Below are 15,443 nucleotides of genomic sequence, written 5' to 3'. Positions count from 1 at the left end.
TGGTGATTTGGACATAAAAATACCTCCTAAGTAGCTTTTGGTTATTTCCATTGTCTACTTAAGAGGTATCATATCAACCATGGCTGCCGTCTCCTTTTTCTCCATGGCAGACCAGACAAGGCTCTTGTCCAGCTTGACGGTATCCAGGGGAGTGTTCATCACGGATACGATGTTGGAGTAACCTGTTCCGAAATCATCCAGCTCGATCAGAATGCCCCTCTGCTGCATTTCCAGGGCGAACTCTTCTACTGTCTCCGCATTGTCGGCAAGTATGCTCTCGGTTATCTCAATCTTGATCTTGGAAAAAGGTGTATGGTTTGCCTCAATGATTCCCTCCACCTTTTCCGCCAGCCCAATCTGGGAAAACTGCTGTCCGGAGAAGTTCACATGCACTCCGTCAAACTCAATGCCGTTCTCAGACAGCCGGTTCACAAATTTGCATACCTTATCAAGTATCTGGTAGGTGATCTCCACGATCATCCCTGTCTCCTCCGCAACAGGAATAAACTCATTGGGAAAGAGTGGGCCAAGGGGGGAATCCGGTATGCGCAGCAGAGACTCTGCAACCGTATATTTACCTGTGGCTGTGGAAATGATAGGCTGATAATAGACGGAAAAGCTGTTGTTCTTCAGGTTCTCCTCCAGTATCTCCACTATTTTCCGGCGCCTTCTCAGGGAGGCAAGCATCTCGTGGCCGCAGTAATAGACATTCGTGTCAGATGCCGCCTTTGCCATGGAGACAGCGTATTCAATCCCGCTGATCAAATCCTCCGCTGTGTTGGCGCATTCCGGATATCCCACAACACCGATGACCGCCGGAATGACACAACTGTTTTCCCCTGATATCCAGGGCTGCTGCATTCTCTGCTCCAGTTTCTTCACATTATGACTCATACTGGCATCAAACGGCCCATAAGACAAAATGACAAACTCATCGCCGCCGAAACGGTACAGACAGTGAGGTTCTGAAATGCTTTTAAGGTAAGATGCAATCTCCTGCAGAAACAGATCCCCGTTATGCTGCCCATAGGTATCATTGATCCGCTTAAATCCTCTTAAGGAGAGGACCGTGATATTAAAATATTTGGACTTTCTGATCAGCAGCTCTATCATTTTAAGGAACTCCTGCCGGTTGGGCAGCCCCGTGAGATAGTCTACGGAATTTTGTTTGTTCTGGAGATAGAGATAAATGATCAGCAGCGCGCAGGTCGCCGCCGAACCGGAGAGGATCACAGTGGGATAAAGCTGCTGTACAATGATGACCAGCAGCGCGATCATGGGAAATATGACAAGTATCCTTCTGATCGCCGGTTCCATATATTTTCTCCATATCACAACCACCGCCATGGCTGCCACACCATACAGATAAAAGATAATATATGTAACGGAGATCAGAGGTCCCCGTGTATATGTGCCGTCGGGGCAGATGCTGAATAATACATTTGAAAACAGATTCATGATCACCAGCAGGAAATACACTGTCCCGGGCAGAGATGTCCATATAATGATCTTCATGGTATTTCCTTTATTTTCAAACACAGCAGCCAGAGTGTAGAAAAAATAAGCCATGCCCATGAGAGGGGTGGCAACAAAATAAACCGTTGTGACCAGCCAGGTCAGAAAACAGGGGAATTTCTCAGGATAGGCGATCATGACTGTTGACGCAATGTTGAAGGACATGGCGCAAAAAGTCACAAAAAAGCAGAACTGAAACAGACGGTTCCTGAGTGAAGGAACCAGATTACTTTTCCTTGAATAAAACCAGATGATGATAAGGTTGATTTCGGAAATACACTCCGCCACTATATTCCAATGCATAACTTTTCCTCGATTATGTGCGACTTATAAAGTTATTTTATAATTATTCCTTTACTTAATCAACCTATAAATAAAAAATCGTACACGGAAACAAACCGATGGTTCCGGCTGAGATCCGTCTAAACCATCGGTTTGTTTCGTTCAGGTCAGGCCTTGTGGTCACTGCCCAGAACATTCACTATCTTATGTGCCACCAGTTCTTTGACATTGGCTCTTCCGGCTTTCAGATATTCCCTGGGGTCAAAGGCTGAGGGCTTCTGCACCAGTACCTGCCGGACGCCTGCTGTCATGGCAAGGCGCAGATCTGAATCAATGTTTATCTTGCACACAGCGGATTTTGCAGCACGACGAAGCATATCCTCCGGGATCCCTATGGCGTCAGCAAGTTCTCCTCCGTTTTCCTGTATGATCTTCACATACTCCCGGGACACACTGGAGGCTCCGTGGAGGACAATGGGGAAATCGGGAAGGCGTTTTGTGATCTCCTCCAATATATCAAACCGGAGCTGAGGTTTCTGGCCCGGCTTGAACTTGAAGGCGCCGTGGCTGGTGCCTATGGCGATGGCCAGGGAGTCCACGCCTGTGCGCTCCACGAACTCCTGCACCTCATCGGGATGCGTGTACATGGCGTCAGAGGCGTCCACTTTTACATCGTCCTCCACACCTGCCAGTTTTCCCAGTTCCCCCTCTACCACTACACCTTTTTCGTGGGCATATTCCACTACCTGTCTGGTGATCTCCACATTCTTTTCAAAATCGTACTGTGAGCCATCGATCATGACGGATGTAAAACCGCCGTCGATACAAGCCTTACAGGTTGCAAAATCCGGGCCGTGGTCCAGATGGAGGGCCATGGGGATATCATTTTCTATGAGGGCAGCCTCCACCAGTTTCACAAGATAGGTGTGGTTGGCGTATGCCCTTGCGCCTTTGGACACCTGGAGGATGACCGGAGACTTCAGCTCTCCTGCCGCCTCTGTGATACCCTGTACGATCTCCATATTATTTACATTGAAGGCTCCGATGGCATAGCCGCCCTCATAAGCTTTCTGAAACATATCCTTTGTTGTCACTAATCCCATGATAAACTTCTCCTTCTCCTATTTTCTGCAGACAAACAGCGGCAGGCCGTCCTCATCCACGGGGACCTGCACGTTTCCTTTTACAAGCGGTTTTGCATATGTCAAAAATTCCTCTCCCAAATCTGTCCAGTCACCTGTGATCCAGGACAGGGGAACCGTTTTTTCCCGGTTGCAGATATGATCCACATCCTCCAGACCACAGGACAGGCTGTAGGGTGCATCGCTTTTTCTGATGAAGGAGATCATTTTGCCTGTTTCCCCCTCAAGAGCTGCCTGCACACCGTATCTGCCTGCCATGACAGCCTCCTGCTGGTCCGCGGCTGACAGCATGGAGACAGAGCAGCGCTGGCTTACATTTAATTCCACGGAGCGGGCCTTCACACCCAGTCTTCCCCGCACCAGACGCTCCAGGTATTTCCCGCAGCCTGCCAGCATCTTGTGGCCAAAACTGTCCAGTCCGGCCTCGCTGTCGTATTCGCATACAAATACACCGTCTTTGTCACGGATTCCCTCTGAGACGCACACGACCACCGCATTGTTCACGGAAAAGCACTCCTCCACCTTTTTCAGGAACGCCTCCTGGTCAAAGGGCACCTCCGGCAGATATACAAGCAGAGGGTTGTCTCCCCTGAATTTCCTTGCCAGCACCCCTGCGGCTGTCAGCCAGCCTGCATGACGGCCCATGATCTCCACGATCGTGACGGACCTGGTGTCATATACGCCTGCGTCAACGCAGATTTCCCGCACTGTGGATGCCACATATCTGGCAGCGCTGCCAAAACCCGGCGTATGGTCTGTGAGGACAAGGTCATTGTCAATGGTCTTCGGTTCCCCAAGCACTACAATACTGCTGCCCATCTTTCTCCCGTACCGCGACAGCTTGCTCACGGTATCCATGGAATCATTTCCGCCGATATAGAGGAAATATCCGATGCCCATGTCCTCAAACTTTTCAAACAGTGTCCTGTACACCGGGTCCTCCAGATCCTCCGGCAGCTTATATCTGCAGGAACCAAGATAGGCTCCGGGGGTGGTCAGAAGCCCTTTCAGCTCATCGCCGGGAAGCGCCTCGTCAAGATCCAGGACTTTTCCCTTTAAAAATCCTTCAATTCCGTTCACCATGCCGAAGCATTTTCCTATCTTTTCCGGGTGCAGCCTCGCCTGGGCCGCAGCACCGTATAGGCTGCTGTTGATGACAGCCGTCGGCCCTCCGGACTGGCCGACCAGTATATTCTTTAACTCCATGATCAAAAATACCTCCGTTTTTCACAGCCTGTCTGTTCAGGCTTTGTCCCCTTCTATCAGATCAATTCTCCTCTGGTGCCGTTCGGCCCCTGAAAATTCTGTGTGGAGGAACGTATCCGCGATCTTCACCGCCAGGCCGGGCCCCACCACTCTGCCGCCCAGGGCCAGGACATTGGCATTGTTGTGCTGCCTGGTGGCCTCCGCGCAGAAACAGTCCGTACACAGGGCTGCCCGGATGCCCGGCACCTTATTGGCAGCTATGGAGATTCCGATGCCGGTTCCGCAGATCAGGATTCCTTTCTCACAGGTGCCGCTCTTTATGGCGTCTGTCACTTTTCTGGCATAGACAGGATAATCCACTGCATCCCTGCCCTCACATCCCAGATCTATATATTCTATATTTTCATCTTTCAGGTAACGGATGATCTCCAGTTTCAAATCGTATCCGCCATGGTCACATGCAATCGCTATCATGGGCCTCCTCCTTCTCTCATTACATATTAATGTAAAAATACCCCGTCCACTCACCGGAGTGCGTCTGCATACAAACATACTCCGGGCAATGAATGGACAGGGCATCAATCAAATGGCTGTAAGCGGAAATTGTTTTGAACGAGGGCTATTTCTCTGTATCCGTAAATGGAATATCAGCAAAATATGTTTTTCTTACAGCCGTATTCAGATTGTCTGTTACTTTGTTTGCCATCATCTCATAGATTTTCTGGTGCGCCTCAAATAATTCCCGGCCTCTTCCAGTCTTGATCATTGTCTCCACTGTCTTCATCCTCATGGAATATGTCAGCACCCGCACCACCTGGTTGATCTTATTCACCAGGGGATTCTTTCCCATATCTGATATGGTATTATGGAATTCATTGTCAGCCAGGAAAGCATTCTCTACGTTCTCCGGCCCTTTTTCTATCTCTTTCTCCATGCGGTTCAGCTTCTCTTTCAGTATATGTAAATCGGCCTCCTGAATCTTCTGCATGGCGAGCTGCATCACACCAACTTCTATCAGTTCACGCAGTTCCATAAGATTTTCATATGAATCCTCTTTGTCTAAAATAATACCGTAAATCATAGGGTCTATCATGCTCTCAGAAAATCCCTCACAGACAAAGGTTCCCTCTGCCCGCCTGATTTCAAGCACTCCCAGATATACCAGGATCTTAATGGCCTCCCGGATGGAATTTCTTCCCACACCCATGCTCTCAGCCAGTTCCGCCTCTGTGGGAATCTTATCCCCGGGGCGCAGTTCCCTGTTGAGCATGGCCTCCGTCAGCGCATTGATCACCTGCTGCACTACCGATTCACTGTTTACTTTCTTTAAATAACTGATGTTCTGCATTCTACTCACCCCTTTATCGGTTTATCCTACAACCAACATACTACCATAAAAATCAGATTTTGTCTATTACAGCCGGATAAAATAAGGGGGTGTCTGCATTTGGTTAATCCATATGGGAACCGCCGTTGATGTCGATCTCTTCGCCTGTAATATAGGACGCTTCTCTGGATGCCAGGAATACAATGGCATTTGCCACTTCCTGTGTCTCACCGGGGCGGCCCATGGGGATTCCGTCAATGATCTTATCTGCATCTTCTTTGGGAAGTGATTTCCAGATCTCTGTGTTGATCAGTCCCGGGCAGACACTGTTCACGGTGATGCCTTCTGCAGAGATCTCTCTGGAAAGGTTTTTGGAAAATGCAAGTACAGCCGCTTTGGATGCTGAGTAGTGTGCTCCGCCGAATACGCCGCCGCCTCTTTTGGCAGATACAGAGGACAGGTTAACGATCCTTCCGTATTTCTGGTCACGCATTACCTTCATGCACTTCTGTGTGCAGAGGAACAGGCCGAACATGTTGACTTCAAAAATCTTTCTCATATCTGCCAGTGTCATGTCCGCAACCGTCACCTTCTGGGAAATACCTGCGTTGTTAATCAGCACGTCGATTCTGCCATAGGCGTCCATGATGTCATCCACCATTTTCTGTACGGATGCTTCATCTGTGACATTTACCGTCACTCCCATAGCCTCTCCGCCCTCTGCCCTGATCTCATTTACGGTGTCCTGTACACCGGCCTCATTCATATCCGCAATCACTACGGCTGCTTTTTGTTTTGCAAAAGTTTTTGCAATGGTCCTGCCGATTCCTTTCGGTGAGCCGCTTCCTGTTACGATTACTACCTGTCCGTCAAAATCAAACATTTTCTTATCCTCCTGATAATTCTTCTCATACTTATTTCACTAATTCTTTTGCTGTCTCCACAATATTTTCCACTGTGATTCCGTTCATTTCCAGCAGCCTCTCATAAGGAGCAGACTGTCCGAACTGATCCCGGATACCGATGCGTTTTACCATGCATCTGCCTGTCTCTGCTGCCACTTCGCTGACTGCGCTGCCCAGGCCGTTCATGATGTTGTGGTCTTCCACTGTGATGATCTTACCGGTCTCATTGACACACTCCATAACCGCATCTGTGTCCAGAGGTTTGATGGTGTGCATATCCAGCAGTTTCACGGATACACCCTGTGCCTCTAACTGCTCTGCCGCTTTCAATGCGATGGAAACGGTATCGCCGTTGGCAATGATAGAAATATCTTTTCCTTCTTTTAATTTGTTGGCTTTTCCAATCTTAAATTCTGCGTCTTCCGGGTAGATGACCGGAATCGCATCCCTTGTAAAACGCAGATACACAGGCCCTTCATATTCTGCCGCTGCTTTTACCAGTTTTTTTGCTGCATGATAGTCTGCAGGCATGAGCACGGTCATGTTGGGTATGGTGCGCAGAACACCCATGTCCTCAATGCTCTGATGGCTTGCGCCGTCATTGGCAGGGGTAACGCCGCCGTGGGAGCACGCGATCTTCACATTCAGTTTCGGGTAACAGATTTCCTGGCGGATCATCTCGCACATCCTCAGGGAACCGAATACCGCGTAGGTCACTACAAACGGGATTTTTCCGCAGGTCGCAAGACCTGCCGCAACACCGGCTGCGTTCTGCTCCGCTATGCCCACATTCAGATACTGCTTGGGGAGCTGTTTGCGGAACTCTCCTGTCTTGCAGGATTTGCCTATATCTATGTCCACTACATATATATCATTGTCCAGTTTGCCCAGCTTTACAATCTCTTCACCAAAGCCATCTCTGGTCGCTTTCTTTACTTCGCTCATATTCTTATCCTCCATCCGCTTATGCTGATTTTCTGACTTCCAGTTTTTTAAGCTGCGCGTCCAGCTCGTTCATTGCCTGCGCATACTGCTCATCATTTGGTGCCACTCCGTGCCATCCGCACTGGTTCTCCATAAAGGAAACGCCTTTTCCTTTTACTGTGTTGGCAAAGATGCATTTTGGTTTTCCGTTCTTTCTCATGCGGATTCTGTCCAGAGTGTCCACGATCTGCTTCATATCGTGTCCGTCGATCTCATAGGTATCGAATCCGAATGCCTTGAATTTCTCACCCAGGTTGATGTTGGGCATGACCTCATCTGTGGTGCCGTCAAGCTGCAGATTATTGTTGTCTACGAATACTACCAGGTTATCCAGCTCATATTTGTGCGCAGTCTGGGCTGCCTCCCAGATTTCACCTTCCTGGCATTCGCCGTCGCCTACGACCACAAATACGCGGTAGTCCCTGTTGTCCTTTTTCGCTGCGATTCCCATTCCTACGCCGCAGGCAAGTCCCTGGCCGAGAGAACCTGTGGAGATATCAATGCCGGGACATTTTTTCATATCCGGATGGCCCTGCAGAATGGAACCTTCCTGGCGGAGGGTGCCAAGCACGGATTCATCGAAGAATCCAAGCGTTGCCAGAGCCGCATACTGTACAGGGCATACATGGCCTTTTGACAATACAAAGCGGTCTCTGTCTTCCCATTTCGGGTTCTTCGGGTCCAGATTCATCTCCCTGAAATACAGGGCTGTCACAAAGTCAGCAGCGGAGAGGGAGCCGCCGGGATGTCCGGATTTTGCTTTGTGGATCATGGTGATCACCTTTTTCCTCAGTTCAATACTCTGTCTCTCCAGTTCTTCAACACTTACATTTTTCATATTCCTCGCTCCTTTTTATAAGAATAATAATGAGATTTTAGGTATATAGGTTACTAACAGCAGTACGATCAATGCCGCTATGATCAGTGATACAACTGCTTTTGATATCTGCTTCAGATTTACATTTCCCACACCGCAGGCCACATAGAGGTTTACACCTACCGGAGGTGTGAAAAGTCCGATTGCCAGGTTGACGATCATCACAACGCCCAGGTGGATCAGATTCACGCCCAGCGCCTGTGCCACCGGTACGAACAGGGGGGTAAAGATATATAACGCTGAGGTCGAATCCAGGAAGCATCCTGCAATCAACAGGATAATATTTACTATAATGAAGAAGACAATTACATTTCCGCCTGTGGCATTCTGAAGTGCGGAACTGATTGCCACGTCAAGTCTTGCCCTTGTGAGCACATAGGCAAACAGGCTGGCTGCCGCTGTGATGAACATGACGGTGGCTGTTGTGGATGTGGTATCAAGAAGCAGGGCATAGAATTCTTTCAGCCTTATTTTCTTGTAAATAAAGATTCCTACAAACAGACCGTATACCACAGATACCGCCGCGGCCTCTGTGGGGGTAAAGATACCGCCGTAGATACCGCCCAGGATGATGACCGGCATCATGAGTCCCCAGAAAGCATCCTTGAATGCCAGCCAGCGCTCTTTTCTGCTGGCCTTCGGCAGTGTCTTCAGATCGGATTTTCTTCCTACCAGAAGCGCCACTACCATGAGTGCGAATCCCATCAGGAGACCCGGTACCAGTCCTGCGATAAACAGGTCCCCGATGGATGTATCGGCGATGGAGCCATATACCACAAAGGTTATGGAGGGAGGAATGATGACCCCTATGGCTCCGGCCGCTGCCATTAACGCTGCGGAAAACGCAGGTTTATAGCCTGATTTGATCATGGCCGGCACGATGATAACTCCCAGTGCCGCCACGGTTGCCGGGCCTGAACCGGAAATTGCCGCGAAGAAGCAGGCAACGATGACACATACAATGGCAAGTCCGCCTCTGATATGTCCTACACAGGCCTCGGCCAGTTTGATGAGTTTCTCAGATATTCCCGCTTTCTCCATGATGTTTCCTGCCAGGATGAAGAAAGGAATTGCCAGTAATACGAATTTGCTGGTTGACGCCGACACGATCATGGGAAGACTGCTCATTACCGTATCCAGCGGTCTTCCTGCCCCCTGGGCAATCATAGCTACCACGCTGGAGGTACCGAGGCACACAGCTATGGGCGCTCCCATGAGAAGCAGTACGGCGAAGCTGATAAATAGAATTGCTGCTACCACTATTTGCTTACCTCCTCTTCCGGATTTCTCTTAATCTCTTCTATCAGAACCTGTATAAACCGTATTGTCGCAAAGAATGCACCGATCGGCACAAAGGAACCGAAGATCCATTCCGGCCACTGCATGCCTGCTGTGACCTGTCCCAGAATCCTCTGATTCCTCACCATAAGGATTCCATAGTAGAAAATAGCTCCGGTAAACAAAACTGCCACAAAGTAACCGATGATCTTCAGCACCTTCTCTGCCTTCGGCCCGACTGCGTCGGTCACAATGCTCAGTCCCAGGTGCGCTCTCCGCTTTGCCGCTATGGCTGTACCCAGCATACTCAGCAGTACGAAGAGATATGTGGTGATCTCCTCCGAGAAAGAAAAGGATGCACTGAACAGGTATCTGGCAACCACGTTCGCAAATGTGAGGATCGTCATAACGATCAGGCAGGCCGCCGCCAGTATCTCCTCTATCTTGTCAAATATCCGCATTTTATTTCCTCCCTCTCCTATTCGCTCTCTATCCGGAAAGCTTCGCAGGCTTTCTCGCCGTATTTTTCAATAAATTCCTGTTTCACGCCGCTGATCTCTTCCTTGAAAGCATCCAGTTCTTCCTCCGTCAGTTCTGTCACGGTCATACCCTCGGATCTGAACTCCTCCACAATGTCAGCCTCCTCCTGCTCCACAGTATCTCTTCCCCACTCACAGGCTTCCTTTGCCTTCTCCTGGAGAAGGTCCCTTGTTTTTTGCTCCAGGGATTCCCAGATCTCTGTGTTGGCTACAAACAGGTCGTTCTCATATGTATAGTTCCATAAAGTGAGGTAGTCCTGGATCTCATCCATCTTGGCGGACTCTGTAATGCAGATACCGTTCTCCTGTCCGTCGATGGTTCCCTGCTGGATGGCTGTGAAGACTTCGCTCCAGCTCATGGCCACCGGGTCTGCCCCTAAGGTCTTGAAGAATTTCATATAGACTTCACTGCCCGGCACTCGGATCTTCAGTCTCTTCACATCCTCCGGTGTGCGGACCTCACGCTTGCTGTTGGTAATCTGGCGGAAACCGTTGTGGAAAGAGCCCAGATAGGTGATTCCCTTTGCCTCCAGCCGCTCCGCGTAATATTCCCCTCCGGTGTTGTCAATGATCTCTCTGGCATGCTGGTAATCATCAAAGATCCACGGGATCGTTGCCACGGAAAGCTGTTCGTCAATGACTGCCATAACACATGTGGCATAGGCTGCCAGATCCACGCCTCCGCCTGCGATCATCTCAATTCCCTTTGTGGAGTTTCCTCCTGCAAGCTGGTCGTTGGGATAGACGGCTATGGTCACATTTCCATCGGATGCCTCCTCCACCAGTTCCGCAAATTTGTCCGCCACTCTGGAGTCGATCTGAATGTCCGTTCCGTTCACTGCCATGACCAGTTCAATCTTCTGATACCCTTTTCCGGCTTCCCCGGAAGCCTCCACATTCTTCGTTCCGCCGCTGCACCCCGTAAGCAGCCCTGTCATAACGGCTCCGGCAGTCAGCAGGCTTAACACCCTAGCTTTCATAAATACCTCCTTTAGTGTCCCCCCGTTTTTTAGCATCCTACGTTGGTTGTTTTTCTATGATTACATCCTAACATCCCACGTTTTAAAAGTCAACTGTTTTCGGTAGATTCCATTATATGTACAATTTTTATCTCTATTTTCTGTACATTATGCACAGAAAGAGAATCAGATACCCCTGATTCTCCTTTGCTGAAATCTGTTCTTATCTTCTAATTCTGTTCTGAAGAGGATATGTTCTCTTCACTGATCAGTTCTCCGTTTCTGATCGTGATGGTCTTATCGGAAAACTCCAGGACCCATTCACAGATGTAAGCATCGCCTGCCATCTCATTTTCCCATCCCATGCTGCCTTTGACAAAGAGTCCTTTTCTAAAGCGCAGGGCCTTCAGGTAGGTACGGGTGCCGATGATGTTGCCGCTGCTGTCCTCTATATTTTCTGTCATTCCATTGAATTCCAGTTCGCCTCCTTTTGGCGTCAGCTCCAGATATGCTCCGTTTTCCTTCAGGCCGTAAGACAATTTTACATCACTGGACAGCACATTTCTGCTCCCCATGCTGTACCCTGTAAAAGTCCAGACCAGGGCCGCGGCCAGAATTATGACAGCAAACGCCGCAGCGATCAGTACCTTTTTCCTCTTCTTCCTCATTCCCACGATCAGAGCTGCATCCGTCACGTCCGCTTTCGGCAGGATCTCAGAAACTTCCCCGGTCATCTCCCGGTAATATTTACTGCATTTTTCACATGTCTTTAAATGTTTTTCAATTTCTCTGTTGCTCTCCTCGCTGGTCAGTCCGTCTGCATAGGAAGGCAGAAGGTCCTGTACTACATCACATTTCATGCCTGTTCTCCTCTCTGATTTTCTGCTTGCCCCGGTAAAATGTTACCCGCGCCCAGTTCTCGTCCCTGCCCAGTATCTCCCCAATTTCCCGGAAACTGAAATCCCCGCTGATTCTCAGATACATGACCTCACGTACAGGTTCCGGAAGCTGATGCAGTCTCTTATACAGGTACAGCCTCTCATCCCTGGCTATCAACTCCTCATCGGGCTGCATGGCATCGGAGGGAATTTCCTTTTCCGGCTCATACACTGCTGTCCTCTGTGACTGTTTCACTTCTTTTATCCAGAGGTTCTTCGCAATCTGGCAGAGCCAGACATAGAGTCTGCAGTCACCCCGGAAGCTGTCTATGGATTTCATGGCCCTGAAAAACGTCTCCTGCGTCAGTTCTTCCGCAGTATGGGGATCATGGCAGAGGCTGAACAAGTATTTGTATACCTGGACAGCATATTTTGTGTAAATCTGCTCTATATCCTGCATCTTTCGTCCTCCTTATCCATAAGAGCTGCCAGCGTTTCTTTCGTTACAGATAATTTTAAAATTTATATTTTATTAGTTGTAAATTGTGGTAATAAACAAGACAAGTATATCTTGAATTAATTTCTTGAATCTATTATGATAAAAATATAAAAGGAACAACCGCCCACAAGGTGGGTTGACCTGCTAATAATGGGATGAAAAACCACCCTCAACTGGCCAAGTATTCGGGTGGTTTTCTATGTTAAGTCAATGACAAATCAAATAATAGTGTCAATAAAACCCTGATGATTCAACGCAGCCCGTTACACCTTAGCTTTGAAAAGTGCAATCAACCTTTCAAAGCCAGGGCGTAACGGGCTATATTAATGAAACCTGCAGATTATCTGCATAAATTGCAGGCAGCGTCAGTCCGCATATCTCCGCAGACGCTCCGTTATGCTCTTTCCCGTCATCCGTCTGTACATGAAGACTGCGGTCAGTATACAGATTGCAGGCAGGCTTGCCGCGATTACTGCCGTCCATGCCCAGGGATAATAGAATTTAAAATAGAGCAGGTCCTGTTTTATGGCCTTTCCCAGAAACCAGAGGACAGCGGAGCCCAGCGTAAGAAGAATCCCAATCACACTCAGGCCATAGAATGCACCTTCCAGGACCACCAGCCTGCCAAGCTGTTTTCTGGTCATCCCCACGCTCTCCATAACAGCCAGTTCCTTCTGCCTGGATGACAGACTTGTATAAAGTGTATTGAAATAGTTTGCAATTCCCATCACCATCAGCAGAACGCTCAGTACCCCCATAACAATCCGGCTAGCGCGGATATAGGAGGAGGCGTCATTCAGGGCATCTGATTTGCTGTTCATATAGATGTAGTGCTTTTCATCTCTGGTCCTGTTGTCCTGCTGTATAATTCCGGTAATCTCCTGTTTGATAAGCGGTTCCTTCTGCCTGTCCACATCAATCTGTATACCGAAGATTTTTTCCTTGAAATTCAGGCTCCTGAAAGCCTTCTCTGTCATGATAAAATAATTGATCCCGCTTCCGTGGGTTGTCATATTCAGTTTGGGAAAGTGTTTTTTTGATATATCCAGGTATCCGGCGCAGGAAAGTTCCCCTTTCAGATACTTGTCATCCACTTTATTCTCAAATAGTGAAAGGCTGTAAAAATGCAGAGGCATTCCAATCGTTTCATCACCATCTTCCTGCAATTCTTTTGACAGCTCATGCGTATGCAGAAGCATGGTGCCTGTACCGTTTTCCAGGCTGTCCACATCCGCATTTATCCCATATTCCTCCACATACTCTCTCAGTTCCTCAACAAACGCATCGTCTACAATCTGTACCGTGGCAAAAAAACTTACGGCTGTGGTGCCGTATACAGATTTCAGACGGGGCAGAAGGGCTTCGTCCCCTCCTTCCTCAGTTCCGTTTGTCTCAGAGGGCATATTGATCATGGCAAAGCAGCCTTTTGTATATCCCATTTTGTCTTCAGACACACCATCAACTGCAAGTATTCTGTCTCTTAACTCTTCTGTAATGACCGGTGTGTTATCATCCCAATCATATGATGCATATCCCGCGTCGCGGTCAATGTTTGTAAAAGTACTGATTTCAAAGTCGTGCCGCTCCTCAATACTGTTTGTAATATCCGTCCCCCTGCTTATGACTACTGCTCCCAGCGCACAGATACACCCCATGCTCAGGGACAGCAGGGTGACTGCAAATCTTCTCCCGGAACGTGTGATATTCCGCCATGCCATCCCTGCAATGGATGCCCCGTCACCGCAGTGTTTCCTGCTTCCACATCTCTGCAGGATACTGCTCCGCGGCTGCCGGGTGCGCCTCTGACGGCGGTAGGTATGGCTGGCTGCCGCAGATGCAGTCTCCTCGTAACGGACAGACTCTATGGGACTGAACTTCACCACTTTTCTGACAGCGATCCCTGCGGCCAGAAGCGTTGTCAGTCCTACAAACACCACACTGGCTGCCAGAAATGCGGGATAAAACACAGCCATCCCTCCGGCACTTCCCATTCCGTGGAGATATAATTCTCCCAGCGTCCCCGGAAGCAAAAATTTCACCACAAAAGAACCGGCAGCAGCCCCTAAAAGGCATCCCGCAAGAATCATTCTCCCGGTCTGGCAGAACACAATCTTTCTGATCTGTCCGCCGGTCGTGCCAATGGTTTTCAACAGACCATACTGGCGGATATCATTGCCAAGAGTGATGGACATTACATTGTAAATCAGCAGAAAGGCTCCCCCCAGAATCATAACACTGCAGAGAAATGCCACCATATAGCTGCCGATAAAATCCTCCACCACCGTAAATGCCAGGGAATTCATCCCAATAAACTGCTGGGCAACAGATTCCGTGGACACATCCTCATAAAGTTTCGCCTCCATAAGTTCACCGTCTGCAAAAAAACCGTTCTGTTCCATGAGAATATAGCTGGCCGGAAATAGGGGAATCCCCAGACTTTCCAGATATTTCTCAGAGAAGTAGGCCACAGGGGCATTCAATATGGGGTTTACATAATCTTTATAATAACCGGATAAGACGAAACTGCTCTCTATGGCATCCCTGTTCTCCTGAAACCGGAGTTCTGCATCCAGTGTCATTCCTATATGGGGATTTTCAATGCCAAGCTGCTCTAATCCACGAAGGGGGAGCATAACTTCATTCGCTTCTTCCGGGTAATGGCCTGTGACATCTGTGTAGGCCGGTCTTATCAGTTTTTCAAATGCCGTATTGTCGAGAACCGTACAGCCCAGTACAGGTGCTCCGCCCTTATACCAGACGGCAAAGTCTTTTTCCAGGCCTGTATTTTTCACATAATCCAGTGTTTTTATTTTTTCATACTGCTTTTCTGAGCCGTCTTCCAGGGAGAGGCTGGCAACGCTGCCGTCATTTCTGGCGTATAAGAGATAGTCTGCCTCCATTTTCCCCCTAGCAATGCTGAATGCTCCGAATACCATGAACACAGCCAGGGCAACTGCCAGCGTCAGGACACGGTTTCTCCCCCTGTTCTTCCTGTAATTGGCCCGCGCAAGCTCCCGGATGACTTCCCTGTTGTTATTCCTTAATTCCATAG

General features: G+C 48.9%; 14 protein-coding genes. All 14 read right to left on the bottom strand.

The genetic code is table 11. From position 1 onward, the window contains the following. Window positions 1-54: 54 nt before the first annotated feature. The 14 genes from WMO65_RS16125 to WMO65_RS16060 all read right to left on the bottom strand — a co-directional run bounded on the left by WMO65_RS16125 (window position 55) and on the right by WMO65_RS16060 (window position 15,441). Complete coding sequence (locus WMO65_RS16125) at window positions 55-1,818, bottom strand: EAL domain-containing protein (RefSeq protein ID WP_148391896.1); 1,764 nt, start codon at window positions 1,816-1,818, stop codon at window positions 55-57. A 146-nt stretch (window positions 1,819-1,964) separates the two neighbouring features. Then, window positions 1,965-2,900 (bottom strand): class II fructose-1,6-bisphosphate aldolase, encoded by a 936-nt coding sequence (gene fba / locus WMO65_RS16120; protein ID WP_103732559.1) that lies wholly within the window; start codon window positions 2,898-2,900, stop codon window positions 1,965-1,967. Between the two features lie 18 nt (window positions 2,901-2,918). Then, window positions 2,919-4,145 (bottom strand): 6-phosphofructokinase, encoded by a 1,227-nt coding sequence (locus WMO65_RS16115; protein WP_349064483.1) that lies wholly within the window; start codon window positions 4,143-4,145, stop codon window positions 2,919-2,921. A gap of 36 nt (window positions 4,146-4,181) precedes the next feature. Next, the gene (gene rpiB, locus WMO65_RS16110) at window positions 4,182-4,619 is read right to left on the bottom strand and encodes a ribose 5-phosphate isomerase B (protein WP_033139865.1); all 438 of its coding nucleotides are present in this window, start codon (window positions 4,617-4,619) and stop codon (window positions 4,182-4,184) included. Window positions 4,620-4,764: 145 nt separating this feature from the next. Beyond that, window positions 4,765-5,493, bottom strand: coding sequence for a FadR/GntR family transcriptional regulator (locus WMO65_RS16105; protein WP_033139866.1), 729 nt, complete (start codon window positions 5,491-5,493; stop codon window positions 4,765-4,767). A gap of 103 nt (window positions 5,494-5,596) precedes the next feature. After that, the gene (locus WMO65_RS16100; protein ID WP_033139867.1) at window positions 5,597-6,355 is read right to left on the bottom strand and encodes an SDR family NAD(P)-dependent oxidoreductase; all 759 of its coding nucleotides are present in this window, start codon (window positions 6,353-6,355) and stop codon (window positions 5,597-5,599) included. A 31-nt stretch (window positions 6,356-6,386) separates the two neighbouring features. Next, a complete protein-coding gene (locus WMO65_RS16095; RefSeq protein WP_118743562.1) occupies window positions 6,387-7,322 on the bottom strand; it encodes a transketolase family protein in 936 nt (311 codons plus the stop codon). A gap of 19 nt (window positions 7,323-7,341) precedes the next feature. Then, window positions 7,342-8,199: a transketolase gene (locus WMO65_RS16090; protein WP_033139869.1), complete on the bottom strand. Its 858-nt coding sequence runs from the start codon at window positions 8,197-8,199 to the stop codon at window positions 7,342-7,344. A gap of 15 nt (window positions 8,200-8,214) precedes the next feature. Further along, window positions 8,215-9,498 (bottom strand): TRAP transporter large permease, encoded by a 1,284-nt coding sequence (locus tag WMO65_RS16085; RefSeq protein WP_054351468.1) that lies wholly within the window; start codon window positions 9,496-9,498, stop codon window positions 8,215-8,217. Continuing rightward, the gene (locus tag WMO65_RS16080) at window positions 9,498-9,977 is read right to left on the bottom strand and encodes a TRAP transporter small permease (protein ID WP_033139871.1); all 480 of its coding nucleotides are present in this window, start codon (window positions 9,975-9,977) and stop codon (window positions 9,498-9,500) included. Before WMO65_RS16080 ends, WMO65_RS16085 begins: the two co-directional genes overlap by 1 nt. 17 nt (window positions 9,978-9,994) lie before the next feature. Beyond that, window positions 9,995-11,035: a DctP family TRAP transporter solute-binding subunit gene (locus WMO65_RS16075; RefSeq protein WP_033139872.1), complete on the bottom strand. Its 1,041-nt coding sequence runs from the start codon at window positions 11,033-11,035 to the stop codon at window positions 9,995-9,997. A 209-nt stretch (window positions 11,036-11,244) separates the two neighbouring features. Beyond that, window positions 11,245-11,874 (bottom strand): zf-HC2 domain-containing protein, encoded by a 630-nt coding sequence (locus WMO65_RS16070; RefSeq protein WP_118743563.1) that lies wholly within the window; start codon window positions 11,872-11,874, stop codon window positions 11,245-11,247. Beyond that, window positions 11,864-12,352 (bottom strand): RNA polymerase sigma factor, encoded by a 489-nt coding sequence (locus tag WMO65_RS16065; protein ID WP_033139874.1) that lies wholly within the window; start codon window positions 12,350-12,352, stop codon window positions 11,864-11,866. The genes WMO65_RS16070 and WMO65_RS16065 overlap by 11 nt, the downstream gene beginning before the upstream one ends. Before the next feature lie 404 nt (window positions 12,353-12,756). After that, on the bottom strand, window positions 12,757-15,441 hold the full coding sequence (locus tag WMO65_RS16060; protein WP_158588570.1) for an ABC transporter permease: 2,685 nt from the start codon (window positions 15,439-15,441) through the stop codon (window positions 12,757-12,759). Between the last annotated feature and the right edge of the window lie 2 nt (window positions 15,442-15,443).

Origin of the sequence: Blautia caccae (assembly GCF_040095955.1) — a bacterium.
Taxonomy (GTDB): Bacteria; Bacillota; Clostridia; order Lachnospirales; family Lachnospiraceae; genus Blautia; species Blautia celeris.
Note: the sequence above shows the minus strand (reverse complement) of the source record. Positions and strands in the feature narration are given on the sequence as shown.

Bases quoted from the DNA above. Each gene is read 5' to 3' on its own strand.
- WMO65_RS16125 (WP_148391896.1), bottom strand. From the start codon at position 1,818: ATGCATTGGAATATAGTGGCGGAGTGTATTTCCGAAATCAACCTTATC.
- fba (WP_103732559.1), bottom strand. From the start codon at position 2,900: ATGGGATTAGTGACAACAAAGGATATGTTTCAGAAAGCTTATGAGGGC.
- WMO65_RS16115 (WP_349064483.1), bottom strand. From the start codon at position 4,145: ATGGAGTTAAAGAATATACTGGTCGGCCAGTCCGGAGGGCCGACGGCT.
- rpiB (WP_033139865.1), bottom strand. From the start codon at position 4,619: ATGATAGCGATTGCATGTGACCATGGCGGATACGATTTGAAACTGGAG.
- WMO65_RS16105 (WP_033139866.1), bottom strand. From the start codon at position 5,493: ATGCAGAACATCAGTTATTTAAAGAAAGTAAACAGTGAATCGGTAGTG.
- WMO65_RS16100 (WP_033139867.1), bottom strand. From the start codon at position 6,355: ATGTTTGATTTTGACGGACAGGTAGTAATCGTAACAGGAAGCGGCTCA.
- WMO65_RS16095 (WP_118743562.1), bottom strand. From the start codon at position 7,322: ATGAGCGAAGTAAAGAAAGCGACCAGAGATGGCTTTGGTGAAGAGATT.
- WMO65_RS16090 (WP_033139869.1), bottom strand. From the start codon at position 8,199: ATGAAAAATGTAAGTGTTGAAGAACTGGAGAGACAGAGTATTGAACTG.
- WMO65_RS16080 (WP_033139871.1), bottom strand. From the start codon at position 9,977: ATGCGGATATTTGACAAGATAGAGGAGATACTGGCGGCGGCCTGCCTG.
- WMO65_RS16075 (WP_033139872.1), bottom strand. From the start codon at position 11,035: ATGAAAGCTAGGGTGTTAAGCCTGCTGACTGCCGGAGCCGTTATGACA.
- WMO65_RS16070 (WP_118743563.1), bottom strand. From the start codon at position 11,874: ATGAAATGTGATGTAGTACAGGACCTTCTGCCTTCCTATGCAGACGGA.
- WMO65_RS16065 (WP_033139874.1), bottom strand. From the start codon at position 12,352: ATGCAGGATATAGAGCAGATTTACACAAAATATGCTGTCCAGGTATAC.
- WMO65_RS16060 (WP_158588570.1), bottom strand. From the start codon at position 15,441: ATGGAATTAAGGAATAACAACAGGGAAGTCATCCGGGAGCTTGCGCGG.